Origin of the sequence: Polynucleobacter sp. Tro8-14-1, from assembly GCF_018881655.1 — a bacterium.
Lineage (GTDB): Bacteria > Pseudomonadota > Gammaproteobacteria > Burkholderiales > Burkholderiaceae > Polynucleobacter.
The window spans coordinates 34,133-46,817 of record NZ_JACVPX010000007.1; the positions used below are offsets into that span (position 1 = coordinate 34,133).

Sequence of the window (12,685 nt, forward strand, 5' to 3'; positions counted from 1 at the left end):
AGCGATCAAATTAGCAATATTCGTGCTCAAACTGGGTTTGTTGATACAGTAGAGGCTACTTTTGTAACTACTTCAACAGAAAGCATTCATATGGCCGAACTCAACACCGCACAGATTAATGAAATTCGTACCAAAGTATTGGGCGCAGCCGCCAAGGTTCCTGGCGCTTTAATTGGCCTTGGAATTTTATTTATCGTGCTTGGCATGATTGGTATCGCAGGTCAGACATTGTTTTCTTTTATCTCAATAAATATTCTAGGAATCTTCTTATTTGCTGGCGGCATCTTGCAAGGCGCTCATGCTTTGAAATCACAAGGCTGGAAGAGTGTTGGAGTGCAACTCGTTTTAGCGGCCCTTTATATTGCAGCCGCAATCTTTACTTGGGCCTTCCCAATTCCAGCGCTTGAGGCAATTACCTTGTGGCTAGCTGCCATCTTTTTTGTGACTGGCGCATTGCGTTTGATCTCGGCATTTCAGCATCGTCACTTCCGTGAATGGTTCTGGTTGGTGCTGTCTTCAGCAATCTCTATCTTGATGGGTGTACTGATCATGAATGGTTATCCAGAGTCTAGCCTTTGGCTACCTGGCATGTTGATCGCCATTGAGCTTTTGCTGCAAGGTTGGTCATTGCTCTTCATGGGCTTAGCAGCTCGTTCATTGATTAAGTAATTGAGATTCGTTCGCTAGAGTAGAGAGCTTCATCATGACTATGAAAAAAACGGATCTCTATAAGAATCTCGCACTGAAAACTGCGCAGGGAATGAAAAACGCTGCCAAGTCTCCTAAGCTCGGTGTTGCTGAGAAGGCTAAATCCAAAAAAGAACTAGCAAATGCCAATCCTTTGCTAGCTTCTTTAATGGGTAAGACTAAATCCAAGTAGTTGCTTACTTAGGTGTAGAGAGGTATTGGATATGCATCAGAGGGCACTCCTCAAATCATGCGTATCGACGCTGATTTTGTTGGTTGCATCCGGCGCAGTGAATGCACAAATTGCACCCCCGCCAGATTACGATCAAAAACTCAGTGATGTTGTAGTAAGTGCAACTCGCTCTGGTACGCCGCTGGATCAAATGTCATTGAATACAACGATTCTGACAAAAGAAGTTTTAGAGTCCTCGCCCGATCAAACCATTGATCAAGTTCTCAAGAATGTGCCTGGAGTTTTCTTAAACGACGTCCCTTATTACCAAAAAGATCCAACAGGTCAAAGTATTAACGTCCGTGGCTTAGGCTATGGACGCACCCTTGTTTTAATTGATGGCCTGCCAGCGAATGATGCCTTCTACGGAACGGTGCAATGGAATTTAGTTCCCATGTCATCGATTGAGTCGGTTGAGTTTGTGCGCGGGGGAGTCTCTAGCTTGTGGGGAAACTATGGCATGGGCGGCGTGATTAACATCAACACAAAGACGCCTAAAAATAGCGGACAAGACGTCTCTGCTAGTTATGGATCATTTGCTGCGGGCAATGTAGCGGCCTCAAAAGATTTAATTGTTTCAGATGCGATGCAGATGCGTTTCTCGGCAGACTACTTCTCTAGTGAAGGCTTTCAGAACTACGCGACGATATCCCCAGGATCTACCAGCAATATTAAAAATGGCATGGGCACCGATGCCGTTAAGAATTCTAATGTCCGGCTCCAAAATTACTTTAAGCCAACGCAAGATACCAATGGGTTTTTGAGGATGGGTTACAGCACGATGGCGGATCTCAGCAATAACTATGCCATCGCCCCCAACTTAATACAGACGGCCGATGTGGCTGCTGGATCAACTACTAATTTGGATGTTGATAAAAAAGTCCAAGTTAATGTGTACTATCAGGCTACTAATTTCTATAAGCAGACGGCAAACAATTTGAGTGCAGCGCCTTATAAGCCTTATGTCAATGCGAACTACACTGATCCTTATTCGACTGTAGGCGCGTCAGCGCAATACACCCATGACCTAAAGGCAGCAGGAATTGATCAATACATTCTTGGGGTTGATGCTAGAAATATCTCTGCATCGAATCAAACTAATAATTTGGCGACCACAGGCGCAGTGAGTTCGGTGAACTACGCGCAGGGTCAGCAAAATTTTTATGGTTTATTGGGGCAATTAAAGTCAAATGCGACCGCTATTCCGCTGGAGACTACTTTGGGTGCGCGAATCGATTCATGGAATAGCCAAACTCCAACATCCTATAATGCGGGCGCGAATGGTGTAAGTCCTTTGTATCAAGCCATCCCTAATCAAAGTAAGACGCAGCTGAGTCCATCTTTGGGATTACTTTATAAGGCAACCCAAAACTGGGACTTACGAAGCGCAGCTTACCAAGCCTTTCATGCGCCAAGCATGAATAACACTCTACGTAGTTATGGAAATTCAGTGAGTGGCTATTCTTTAGCAAATCCTAATTTAACGCCTGAGACGATGACGGGGTATGAAGTTGGAACAGACTATCGATGGAAGAGTGGTTTTGCGCAACTAACGGCTTTCAATAATTACATTCAGAACGCTATTGCGAGCTACAGAATCACCAATGCGAATGCCGCTTCCGCTACTAGCCTTTGTGCTACTGCGGGTATTTCGGGTTGTAGCGCAAGTACGGGGGGCTACACAAATGTTAGCTACTACACTAACCAGCAAAATCTCTTAAGTAGAGGTATTGAACTGCAGTATCACCAAGATGTAAATGCGCAATGGGCTCTTGATGGAGGTTATAGCTATACAAATACTATCCTGACTTGGACTGCAACAACCGATCCAATTAATACGCAGGTGGGTGGTGTGCCGAGAAATATGGCCAATGCTGGCCTAACGTATTACCCGGTCCCACGAGCAAGTTTGACTACAACAGTTCGGTATGTCGGCAATTCATGGATGTCTACGGGATCCTTGCCGGTACCGGCTTATGCACTCGTTGGTCTCAAGGCGAACTATGAACTGACACCGCAGGCTTCAGTCTTTGCTTCGGTGGTGAACTTATTTAATCGCCAATACGTTACCTTCAACATTGCCTCTCAAGCCTCGGCTTATCAGGCTGGTATGCCTCAGGCAATCACCGTGGGCGCGCGTCTTCAGTTTTAAGTAATCGATTTGTTGCGCTGCAGTAGATTGAATGGGTTAAATTAGATGCACAAAAATGCTATAGCATTGCTTTATTAATAAAAATAAACAAAATTATGGGAGATTCAGAATGAAGCAGAACATGAAGCACAACACCCTTCAAGCACTAATGTTTGCTGCCGGCATGGCAGTTGTTAGTATTGCTGGCGCACAAGCTCCTGCTGCTGCACCAGCTAGCGGGATCCCGCCAACCTGGGCCCAAGGCAGAACAGCCGATGGCATGAATCCTTCATTGGCACCTAATCCTCCTGGCATCTCTGCTATGCCTGCGGATGAAATTCCTGTTAGCAAACTCAAAGTGCCTGCTGGTTTTAAGGTGGAGCTCTGGGCCTCTGGCATGCCTAATGGCCGCTCAATGACAGAGTCTCCAAGTGGCACTGTTTATGTAGGTACTCGTTTTACTGGCAATGTTTATGCAGTGGTAACGAAAGATGGCAAGCGCGAAGTAAAGACCATTGCTAAAGGCTTGCATCGTCCTAATGGTGTTGCATTTGTGAATGGCTCGCTTTATGTGGCCGAACTCTCACGCATTATTCGTTATGACAATATTGAGAAAAATTTAGATAACCCACCAGCACCAGTAGTGGTATTCGATGCGCTTCCTAAAGATGAGCCGCACGGTTGGAAGTTCATGACATTAAGCCCTGATGGACAGTATTTGTATTTCCAGATCGGTACGCCAGCTAATATTGTTGTACCGCCATACACTCATGCTGCGATAGTACGCTTAAACTTGAAAACTAATATTTTGGAATACGTGGCTACTGGTGTACGTAACAGCGTTGGTATGGATTTCCAAAAAGGTACAAAAGAACTTTGGTTTACCAACAATGGCCGTGATTGGGCAGATGAGAACCTACCAAACGACACCTTAAATCGATTGGCTCATAAAGGTATGAACTTCGGTTATCCATTCTGTCATCAAGGCGACTTCTTGGATCCTGAGTTCGGTAAGGGCCGTTCATGCGATGAGTTTGATAAGCCAGAAATGAAACTAGGCGCTCACGTTGCTGCTTTGGGTATGCGTTTTTATAATGGCAATATGTTCCCAGCAGAATACAAAGGCAACATCTTTATTGCTGAGCATGGCTCTTGGAATAAAACGAAGAAATCCGGTTATCAAGTTGTACGTGTAGTTTTGGATGGTAAGAACAAACCAGTCAAGCTAGAGCCATTTATTACTGGCTGGGTTGAGGGTGAAAACTTTTGGGGCCGTCCAGTAGATGTACAAATGCTCAAAGACGGTTCTATGTTGGTATCCGATGATGAGACCGGTGCAATCTTCCGCGTGTCTTACGGTAAATGAAATCAGTAATCAACACTAAGGCCATCCTCGGGGTGGCCTTTTTTACCACTCTTTGTTTATCACCGGTTGTCTATGCTGCACCTCCTGATGCAGTAGCTGGAAAAGTAAAAGCACAAACTTGTTTTGCTTGTCATGGTGAGGATGGTCTCTCTATATCCCCAGAAATCCCCAATCTTGCTGCGCAGCCACCACTTTCTATTACCTATCAATTGATTCAGTTCAGAGGGCAGCAGCGTAAGGGCGGGGCGATGGAAGCTCTTGCTGCACCACTCAGCGATCAAGATATGCGAGATATCGCTGCTTACTTTGCCAGTTTGCCTGCACCGCCTTCAAAATCAGGGAATGCCGATCAAATTGCCAAGGGACAGCAAATCTCTAGTACCCAGTATTGCAATTCATGCCATGGTCCACAGCTTCAAGGTCAGAAACACATTGCACGTTTGGCTGGGCAATCCAAGGAATATCTCATTACTCAGCTAAAGAATATTCGATCTGGTGCTCGAATTGATATGGATGGCACAATGGGAAGTGCGGCACGCGGCCTCAGTGATGATGATATTGATGCCTTGGCTGCCTATGCTGCTTCTCTGAAGTAGTTCAAGCGGCCCCCGATCAACCCTTTATTCAATATTTTCATTGCAGTCCAAAAACCATTTTCTTCTCGTCGATTTTTTAAAGACCTTCGCAGCCTTAATCATTATTCTTCACCATTTTTCGAGTTATGGCCAAATTGCAGAAGATGCCAGGCTACTAATCCCGGGGGTGATGACTTGGTTGTTTGAGTATGGCCGTTACGCAGTGCAAATCTTTTTGGTCATGGGCGGGTATCTTGCAGCCCAATCATTGACGCGCTCTAATGACCTGAAGAGTGCTCGCAATGTGTTGAAGGTAATCTTTAATCGTTACTTGCGATTATTTGCGCCCTATGTAGTGGCGCTCATTCTTACGATTGTTTGCGCCTGGATTGCGCGCTTTTGGGTGCGGGATGAATTTGTTGGTGAATCAGAAACCCTAGGACAGTTCTTGGCCCATTTATTTTTTCTGCAAGGCATCTTAGGTTTAGATTCGATTTCTGCCGGCGTTTGGTATGTGGCGATTGATTGGCAGCTTTATGCCATTCTGGCAATTATGTTGGGGATGTTTCCCGGCTTACGCTCCCTGATATGGACGCTGTTGGTACTCTGCGTAGCATCCTTACTATTTTTTAATCGCTCTGGCGCTTATGAAAACTACTTCATTTACTTTATAGGGGCCTATGGACTGGGTGTGCTGGCACAGCTTTGCAAGAATTATCCTGACCCCACGGTAAATCGATTTGCCAAAATCATGTTTGCAGGGATTGGCGTGGTCATTATTGTTTCTAGCTTTCACCAAATGTGGCTGAGAAATATATTGGCTTATATAGTCGCCATTGCCCTAATCCTTTGGGGAGACTCGGCCTATAAAGATCAGAAGCAAGACCAGAAGCGCCCTCAACACCAATCCAGAAAACACAAGCTGGTAAATGTCATTCTCTGGGGGAGCAGAAGATCATATTGCGCTTTCTTAATTCATTTCTCGTTTGTATTGCTGGCAAACACGCTGTATATCGCTTGGGGAATGAGCGGCTTTCATGATGGCGTCATGGCGCTTGCTTTGATGTTGGTTGCTATTGTTGCTAGCTGGGTGACAGCAACCTATCTCTATCGCTGGGTAGAAGTGCCTGCTCGCAAGATTAAGCTTTAAAGACCCATATCTTTCAGAACGCGAAAAATTTCGCGGTAGGCTTTAGGCGGCTTGTTTTGTTCTTTCTCGCGACGCGCATTCCGAATTAAGGTACGCATATTCTGAATATCCATATCGGGATATTGCTCAATCATCTTCGTAAACGCTTCATCATTTGCAATGAGTCTATCGCGATAGCTTTCCAAGAAATGTAGCTTGGCAGTCTCAGCTTTGCTCACACCTTGAATCGCATCTAAACGCTTCTGGATCGCATCCAATTCTTCGTCGTCTAAAAAGCGCATGAGTTTGCCAAGATATTGCTTATGACGACGAATCGCTTCAAAACTCTTAATTTTGTTAGTCTCTGCAATAGCGGCCTTAATTGCTTCATCAAGAGGGATAGTCTTCAAGGCATCGCTACTGAGGGCGGCCAACACTTCTGCCAATTTCTGGCGTTCAGTCATTTGGCGCTTTAGTTCTGACTTGCTGGGCCCATCTTCAGGGTCAACTAGCTTGGGAGTGCGATTCTTCTCATTAATGTGCATAACTGTATTTTAGATGGGTATAGAGAAGGGGGCTATATTTCGTTTGTATTTGAGGGCTGGTTAATTCGCGCCTTCAGCATAGTGCTCTTTGCTTACCTGCAGATTCTTTGGGATATTTTCATCATGTTCCAGCATCAGTGGGTGGACTATCAGAGCTCCACTTTTCACTTGTAATGCAATAAACAGGGCCTCAGCCCTCTCTGTGTAACCCCCAAGAACACCCCAATGGGTTTCATAAGGGGCTTTGTTTGCCCAGGGCGTTACTTCATCGACAAATGCCTTAAGCCAACTTGTAAGCTTTATAAAAACTGGTCTTGGCAGTAGATAGGTTTGCCATAGAGTCAAGGGTTGGTTGCGAAGGTCGTTCATAGACCAATGAGTGCCAAAGAAGTTGTTATAGCTCTCAATGAGATAGGGCCAGTTAAATGCATAGGATGCAGTCATGGGGCTTAGTTGCCCAGTGCTATCCATGATCTTTCCTCCAACTTGCGCATAAGCAATTTGTGGAGAAACAAATGCTGGGTTAATTGCCCTTCTGAAGGCCCCCTTGATTTTAGTAATGAGGCCGTCTTGTGATTTGCCTTCGGCTATTTTTCTGAGCAAGCCTGTGGATTTTTCAGTCCACCGCATATCGTATTGCGTGACACCTATGAGATCTGAATCTGGAAATAGATTATTGGAAAGTATATGAAGAAAGCACGATGTCTCCATATATCCTTGTTGTTGCAGTTCTGGATGGTAGGTATCTAGTTGATACTCTAATGTGACTCCAGGGGTGTTTGCTAAATCTGTATTTTCAACTCCATCTTTGCCTATCATTTTCTTATTCGTTTTTTCAATGTTCACCCCATAAAACACAAACCATTGGGCTATTTCCGCATTAGTAAAATGGGGAAAAATTAAGCGCTGATCTAATGTTTGATGAAAAACAACGAAAATTTTTAACGAGGACATTTGAGCGGGTGGCAATTAGAGGGCTGAAGATGGCTTAAGTTTGCTGGATTGATGTTTCCGTAACTCGCATATATTGTAGTTATCTAAGCAGAAAACCCTTTGTGAGAATAAGTATGAACCCATTTTCTGCGTTTGAGGAATAATGGGTGCTAATAAAAGATTTGCTTTGAAAAACGGCTATGACTGACATCAATCGAAATAATCTCTACGATTACATCATCATCGGAGCGGGTAGTGCTGGCTGCATGCTGGCTAAGCGCTTGACTGAAAACCCTAATAAGAAGGTCTTGCTGATTGAGGCTGGTAAGAATGACAACTACATCTGGATCCATATTCCAGTTGGATATTTATATTGCATTGATAACCCAAGGGCGGATTGGCGTTTTAAAACGGCCGCTGAGAAGGGCTTAAACGGACGATCTTTGTTGTATCCGCGTGGTCGTGTTTTGGGTGGATGCTCATCGATTAACGGCATGATTTATATGCGTGGTCAAGCAGGGGACTATGAGTCTTGGGTTCAGGCAACTGGCGATGATTCTTGGTCTTGGGAAAATGCTCTTAAGCGTTACAAGTCATTTGAGGATTACCACAGCGCTGCAAATGAGTGGCATGGTAAGGGTGGTGAGTGGACCGTTTCAAAGCAGCGCTTACGTTGGCCTATCATGGATCGATTTAAAGAGGCTGCAGTTGAGGCGGGCATTCCGGCTTCAGATGACTTCAATTGTGGCGATAACTTTGGCGTGGGTTACTTCGATGTGAGTCAACGCGCTGGTTGGCGTTTAAATACTTCCAAAGCTTTTTTAAGGGATGCGGCAAAGCGTCCTAATCTCACAGTATTAACTCAAGCTGTGGTGACAAAACTTAAAATTGATCCCGCCACTAAAAATTGTCTTGGGGTTGAATACATCAAGGATGGTCAAGCCTGCGAAGCCTTATGTGCCATCGAGCAGGGTGGAGAGGTGTTATTGAGTGCAGGCGCGATTGGTAGTGTACAAATTCTAGAGCGGTCCGGTGTTGGCGCTGCCGCACATTTAAAACAATTAGGTATCCCTGTTATCGCTGATCTCCCAGGTGTCGGCGAGAACTTACAAGATCATTTACAGCTGCGCATGGTTTACAAAGTGAATGGTATTAAGACCTTAAACACGAAAGCCAATACTCTTTTGGGAAAGATGATGATCGGCTTGGAGTATCTCTTTAAGCGATCTGGCCCAATGTCGATGGCGCCATCACAGTTGGGTGCATTTGCGTACAGCTCGCCAGAACAAAAGAGTGCCAACGTTGAGTACCACGTGCAACCTTTGTCCCTGGAAAAGTTTGGTGAGGATTTGCATTCATTTAATGCCTTTACGGCAAGCGTTTGCAATGTACGCCCCACCTCGCGAGGTAGTGTTCACATTAACTCGACGGATCCTGAAGCGCCGCCAGTGATTAGTCCGAATTATTTGTCGACTGATGAAGATCGCAAGGTAGCAGCAGAATCTTTGCGCTTAACTCGCAAGATTGCTCAGCAGGCCGCCCTAGGTCCTTATGCTCCAGAAGAATACAAACCGGGCGTGCAATATCAAACGGATGATGAGTTGGTTAAAGCGGCGGGGGATATTGGTACAACCATCTTCCATCCGGTAGGCACATGCAAGATGGGGCGCGATAACGATCCGATGGCGGTGCTCGATTCTGAATTACGCGTGAGAGGCATTCATCATCTGCGTATAGTCGATGCTTCGGCGATGCCTACGATTACTTCGGGCAATACCGCTGCCCCCACGATGATGATCGCTGAGCGCGTGTCGGAATTGTTAACGCGTGCCTAAGACTTCACAGAAAAGCTATTCATTACCCGCTAGTCATTTATTGCTAGCGTTGGCTATTGTGGCAGTGTGGGGTACGAACTTTGTAGTCATTAAATTGTCACTCGCAGCTTTTCCACCATTTTTGTTCGCTGCACTCAGATATACCTTTGCATTTCTTCCGCTGGTGTTCTTTGTGCCAAGACCCAAAACATCTTGGGTCAATCTTAGTATTTATGGTTTAGCAGTGGGTGTGGGGCAGTTCGGAGTCCTGTACTTTGCGATCGATGGCCGTATCTCCCCGGGTCTAGCTTCCCTGGTGATTCAGACCCAGGTATTTTTTACTATCGGCTTTGCGATGTTTTTTGCCAAAGAGCGTTTGCGCACTTATCAAATGCTGGCGGTACTGGTTGCTATGACTGGCTTGGGAATTATTGCGCTGCACGCTGATGCCACAACCACCTTCTTGGGACTTGCCTTGGTGGTATTTACTGGCTTTTCGTGGGGGGTTGCCAATACGGTTAGCCGAAGGGCGGGCTCTATTAATATGCTGGCCTACGTGGTTTGGGCAAGTGCTTTTGCGATTCCCCCTCTATTTGCGATTTCCTTCCTTTTTGAGGGCGGGTGGGGGCATATGAGTACTTCTTTAACCTCAGCCCCAGTAGGGGCATGGGCTGGTGTTCTTTGGCAGTCTTGGGGAAACACCATCTTTGGCTATTCCGCCTGGGCGTGGCTGCTCTCTAAGCATCCGGCGGCAGTAGTTGCGCCTGCGCCTTTGCTGGTACCTATTTTTGGCATGGGGGCGGCAGCCTATTTCTTGGGGGAGTCATTGCCGCCATGGAAGATCTTGGCAGCGGGCTTGGTGATAGTTGGACTGATCATCAATCTTTTTTGGCCAAACATTGAACGCAGCCTGAAACGGCAATTTTCTTGAGTCTCTTGGGCTAATGTAAAACCCTAATACAAGGCCCTTTTTTTGCCTTTGTATTAACAGTAAGATAACTGTTCGTTTCGGTTTTACCTATAAAAAAGTATTTATTAATTAGCAATTTTTAGTCATGGAGACTTTATGAACATTCGTCATCACATTTTTGCAGTAGCCGCTGCTGCAATGCTTACAACCGGCGCTTATGCTGCCGATATCAAACTTGGTGTTGCAGGTCCATTTACTGGTGGTTCATCCTCAATGGGTGTCAGTATGCGTGACGGTGTGCGCCTTGCTGCAAAAGAAATTAATGCTGCTGGTGGTATTAACGGCAACAAAATCGTTTTGGTTGAGCGCGATGATGAAGCGAAAAACGAGCGTGGCGTTCAAATTGCACAAGAATTGATTAACAACGAAAAAGTAGTTGCTACTTTGGGGTACATCAATACCGGTGTTGCATTGGCTTCACAACGCTTTTATCAAGAAGCAAAGATTCCAGTATTTAATAACGTTGCAACAGGCACATTGATTACTCATCAGTTCCCAAATGCTGCTGAAAACTATGTTTTCCGTAATGCTGCAGCTGACAATATTCAAGCACCAATGATCGCTAAAGAAGCGGTTGAGAAGCGTGGCTTGAAAAAAGTAGCAATTTTGGCTGACTCAACAAACTACGGTCAGTTAGGCCGCGAGGACTTAGAGAAGGCATTGAAGGGTTATGGCGTTACTCCAGTTGCAACTGAAAAGTTCAATATTGGTGACGTAGACATGACTTCACAATTGCTCAAAGCAAAAAATGCTGGTGCTGATGTAGTTTTGACTTACGCAATTGGACCTGAGTTGGCGCAAATTGCTAACGGTATGGCAAAGTTGGGTTGGAAAAAACCAATGATTGGTAGCTGGACATTGTCAATGGCTAGCTTTATTGATACAGCTGGTAAAAATGGTGACGGCGCAACGATGCCGGAAACTTTCATTCAGAGTCCTGCAACAACTCCAAAGCGTAAAGCTTTCGTTGATGCTTACTTGAAAGACTTCAAGCCTAAGAATGGCATCATTGCTTCCCCAGTTTCTGCTGCTCAGGGATATGACTCTGTTTATTTGTTAGCTGCTGCTATCAAGCAAGCAAACAGCACAGAGGGACCAAAGATTTTGGCAGCTTTGCAAGATCTGAAGGCTCCAGTTGAAGGTGTTGTGATTACTTATAACAAGCCATTTACTGCAACTGACCATGAGGCTATCAAGTCCAAAGACGTAGTTATGGGCGTAGTTGAAAGTGGCCGTGTTCAGTTCTTGAATGCTGAAGACGCAACAGCTAAAAAGAAGTAATTTAAGCTCTAGGGCAGGCAATCTAAATAATTATTTTGCACTGCAGCATTAGATAAGACAAAACGCCGCCCACAAGCGGCGTTTTGCTTACAATGACGGATTCGTTAATAAAACAGTTTTAAGAATATTTAGGCCAATAACATGGACATGTTTGCACAAATCCTCTCGAGCGGCATAGCGGTGGGGATGATCTACGCGGTCATCGCTTTCGGCTTTCAGCTCACATTTGCCACATCTGGCACCTTGAACTTCGGTCAGGGTGAAGCGCTGATGTTGGGTGCTCTTGTAGGTTTAACTTGCGTAGATACATTTGGCATGAATTACTGGGTGATGATTCCAGTAGTTTGCTTGTTTGGTATGTTGCAAGGTAGCTTCGTTGAGCTCATCGGCGTCCGTCCTGCAATTAAGATTAAATCGGAGTTTGGTTGGATTATGTCTACCATCGCTCTTGGTATTATTTTCAAGAACGTGGCTGAAAATATTTGGGGTCGTGATGCATTGCCATTTCCATCGCCGTTACCAATGGAGCCAATGAGTTTCTTGGGTGCAAATATTCTGCCAATGGAAATTTTAGTAGTCGTTGGCGCATTAGTGATGATGTTGTTGGTGGAGTTCTTTAACCGTAAAACTATTTACGGTAAAGCGGTTGTTGCGACAGCCAATGACCGTGATGCAGCTGGCTTGATGGGTATTAATACCAGCGTAGTAATTACCTTCTCTTATGCGCTTTCTTCTTTAACTGCAGCGTTCGCGGGCGTATTGATTGCACCGTTAACTCTGACTGGCGCAACCATGGGTGGCGCGCTAGGATTAAAGGCTTTCGCTGTAGCGATTATTGGCGGCTTATCTAGCGGCCTTGGCATTATTGTTGGTGGCTTGATTCTCGGTATCGTAGAAACAGCAACCGGTTTTTATATCTCTACTGGTTACAAAGATGTGCCCGGCTTGATCTTGTTATTGCTCGTGTTGGCGTACAAACCATCTGGTCTCTTCGGCAAATCTGCGATTAAGAAAGTTTAATG

The 12,685-nt window shown here is 45.3% G+C and carries 12 protein-coding genes; 10 read left to right on the forward strand and 2 right to left on the reverse strand.

Features of this window, described 5'->3' with window-relative positions:
* Positions 1–90: 90 nt before the first annotated feature.
* From ICN34_RS08655 to ICN34_RS08680, 6 genes are all read left to right on the forward strand, one after another.
* Positions 91–669: an HdeD family acid-resistance protein gene (locus ICN34_RS08655; RefSeq protein WP_072583212.1), complete on the forward strand. Its 579-nt coding sequence runs from the start codon at positions 91–93 to the stop codon at positions 667–669.
* A gap of 34 nt (positions 670–703) precedes the next feature.
* Positions 704–880 (forward strand): hypothetical protein, encoded by a 177-nt coding sequence (locus tag ICN34_RS08660; RefSeq protein ID WP_158009036.1) that lies wholly within the window; start codon positions 704–706, stop codon positions 878–880.
* 31 nt (positions 881–911) lie between these two features.
* Positions 912–3,071 carry a TonB-dependent receptor gene (locus ICN34_RS08665; protein ID WP_216122056.1) on the forward strand — a complete coding sequence of 720 codons (2,160 nt, stop codon included), beginning with the start codon at positions 912–914 and terminating at the stop codon, positions 3,069–3,071.
* Positions 3,072–3,180: 109 nt separating this feature from the next.
* The gene (locus ICN34_RS08670) at positions 3,181–4,416 is read left to right on the forward strand and encodes a sorbosone dehydrogenase family protein (protein WP_255538622.1); all 1,236 of its coding nucleotides are present in this window, start codon (positions 3,181–3,183) and stop codon (positions 4,414–4,416) included.
* The gene (locus tag ICN34_RS08675) at positions 4,413–5,012 is read left to right on the forward strand and encodes a cytochrome c (protein ID WP_072583210.1); all 600 of its coding nucleotides are present in this window, start codon (positions 4,413–4,415) and stop codon (positions 5,010–5,012) included. Before ICN34_RS08670 ends, ICN34_RS08675 begins: the two co-directional genes overlap by 4 nt.
* Before the next feature lie 40 nt (positions 5,013–5,052).
* Positions 5,053–6,141 carry an acyltransferase gene (locus tag ICN34_RS08680; protein WP_072583209.1) on the forward strand — a complete coding sequence of 363 codons (1,089 nt, stop codon included), beginning with the start codon at positions 5,053–5,055 and terminating at the stop codon, positions 6,139–6,141.
* On the opposite strand, the gene yjgA is transcribed toward ICN34_RS08680, so the two are convergent.
* Both yjgA and ICN34_RS08690 read right to left on the reverse strand, forming a co-directional pair.
* Positions 6,138–6,665 (reverse strand): ribosome biogenesis factor YjgA, encoded by a 528-nt coding sequence (yjgA, locus tag ICN34_RS08685; RefSeq protein ID WP_072583208.1) that lies wholly within the window; start codon positions 6,663–6,665, stop codon positions 6,138–6,140. The two genes, ICN34_RS08680 and yjgA, sit on opposite strands and share 4 nt — an antisense overlap.
* Positions 6,666–6,725: 60 nt before the next feature.
* Entirely contained in the window at positions 6,726–7,619 is an 894-nt protein-coding gene (locus ICN34_RS08690; RefSeq protein ID WP_216122058.1) for a hypothetical protein, read from the reverse strand.
* 179 nt (positions 7,620–7,798) lie between these two features.
* Here ICN34_RS08690 and ICN34_RS08695 point away from each other — a divergent pair, with 179 nt between their 5' ends.
* The 4 genes from ICN34_RS08695 (at position 7,799) to ICN34_RS08710 (ending at position 12,683) form a co-directional block, all read left to right on the forward strand.
* Entirely contained in the window at positions 7,799–9,433 is a 1,635-nt protein-coding gene (locus ICN34_RS08695) for a GMC family oxidoreductase (protein WP_216122060.1), read from the forward strand.
* Positions 9,426–10,343 (forward strand): EamA family transporter, encoded by a 918-nt coding sequence (locus tag ICN34_RS08700; protein WP_216122062.1) that lies wholly within the window; start codon positions 9,426–9,428, stop codon positions 10,341–10,343. The genes ICN34_RS08695 and ICN34_RS08700 overlap by 8 nt, the downstream gene beginning before the upstream one ends.
* 135 nt (positions 10,344–10,478) lie before the next feature.
* Complete coding sequence (locus ICN34_RS08705; RefSeq protein WP_072583997.1) at positions 10,479–11,663, forward strand: ABC transporter substrate-binding protein; 1,185 nt, start codon at positions 10,479–10,481, stop codon at positions 11,661–11,663.
* Between the two features lie 141 nt (positions 11,664–11,804).
* Complete coding sequence (locus ICN34_RS08710; protein WP_072583996.1) at positions 11,805–12,683, forward strand: branched-chain amino acid ABC transporter permease; 879 nt, start codon at positions 11,805–11,807, stop codon at positions 12,681–12,683.
* Positions 12,684–12,685: the final 2 nt, after the last annotated feature.

Bases quoted from the DNA above. Each gene is read 5' to 3' on its own strand.
- ICN34_RS08655 (WP_072583212.1), top strand. From the start codon at position 91: ATGGCCGAACTCAACACCGCACAGATTAATGAAATTCGTACCAAAGTA.
- ICN34_RS08690 (WP_216122058.1), bottom strand. From the start codon at position 7,619: ATGTCCTCGTTAAAAATTTTCGTTGTTTTTCATCAAACATTAGATCAG.
- ICN34_RS08710 (WP_072583996.1), top strand. From the start codon at position 11,805: ATGGACATGTTTGCACAAATCCTCTCGAGCGGCATAGCGGTGGGGATG.
- ICN34_RS08665 (WP_216122056.1), top strand. From the start codon at position 912: ATGCATCAGAGGGCACTCCTCAAATCATGCGTATCGACGCTGATTTTG.
- ICN34_RS08695 (WP_216122060.1), top strand. From the start codon at position 7,799: ATGACTGACATCAATCGAAATAATCTCTACGATTACATCATCATCGGA.
- ICN34_RS08670 (WP_255538622.1), top strand. From the start codon at position 3,181: ATGAAGCAGAACATGAAGCACAACACCCTTCAAGCACTAATGTTTGCT.
- ICN34_RS08705 (WP_072583997.1), top strand. From the start codon at position 10,479: ATGAACATTCGTCATCACATTTTTGCAGTAGCCGCTGCTGCAATGCTT.
- yjgA (WP_072583208.1), bottom strand. From the start codon at position 6,665: ATGCACATTAATGAGAAGAATCGCACTCCCAAGCTAGTTGACCCTGAA.
- ICN34_RS08660 (WP_158009036.1), top strand. From the start codon at position 704: ATGACTATGAAAAAAACGGATCTCTATAAGAATCTCGCACTGAAAACT.
- ICN34_RS08675 (WP_072583210.1), top strand. From the start codon at position 4,413: ATGAAATCAGTAATCAACACTAAGGCCATCCTCGGGGTGGCCTTTTTT.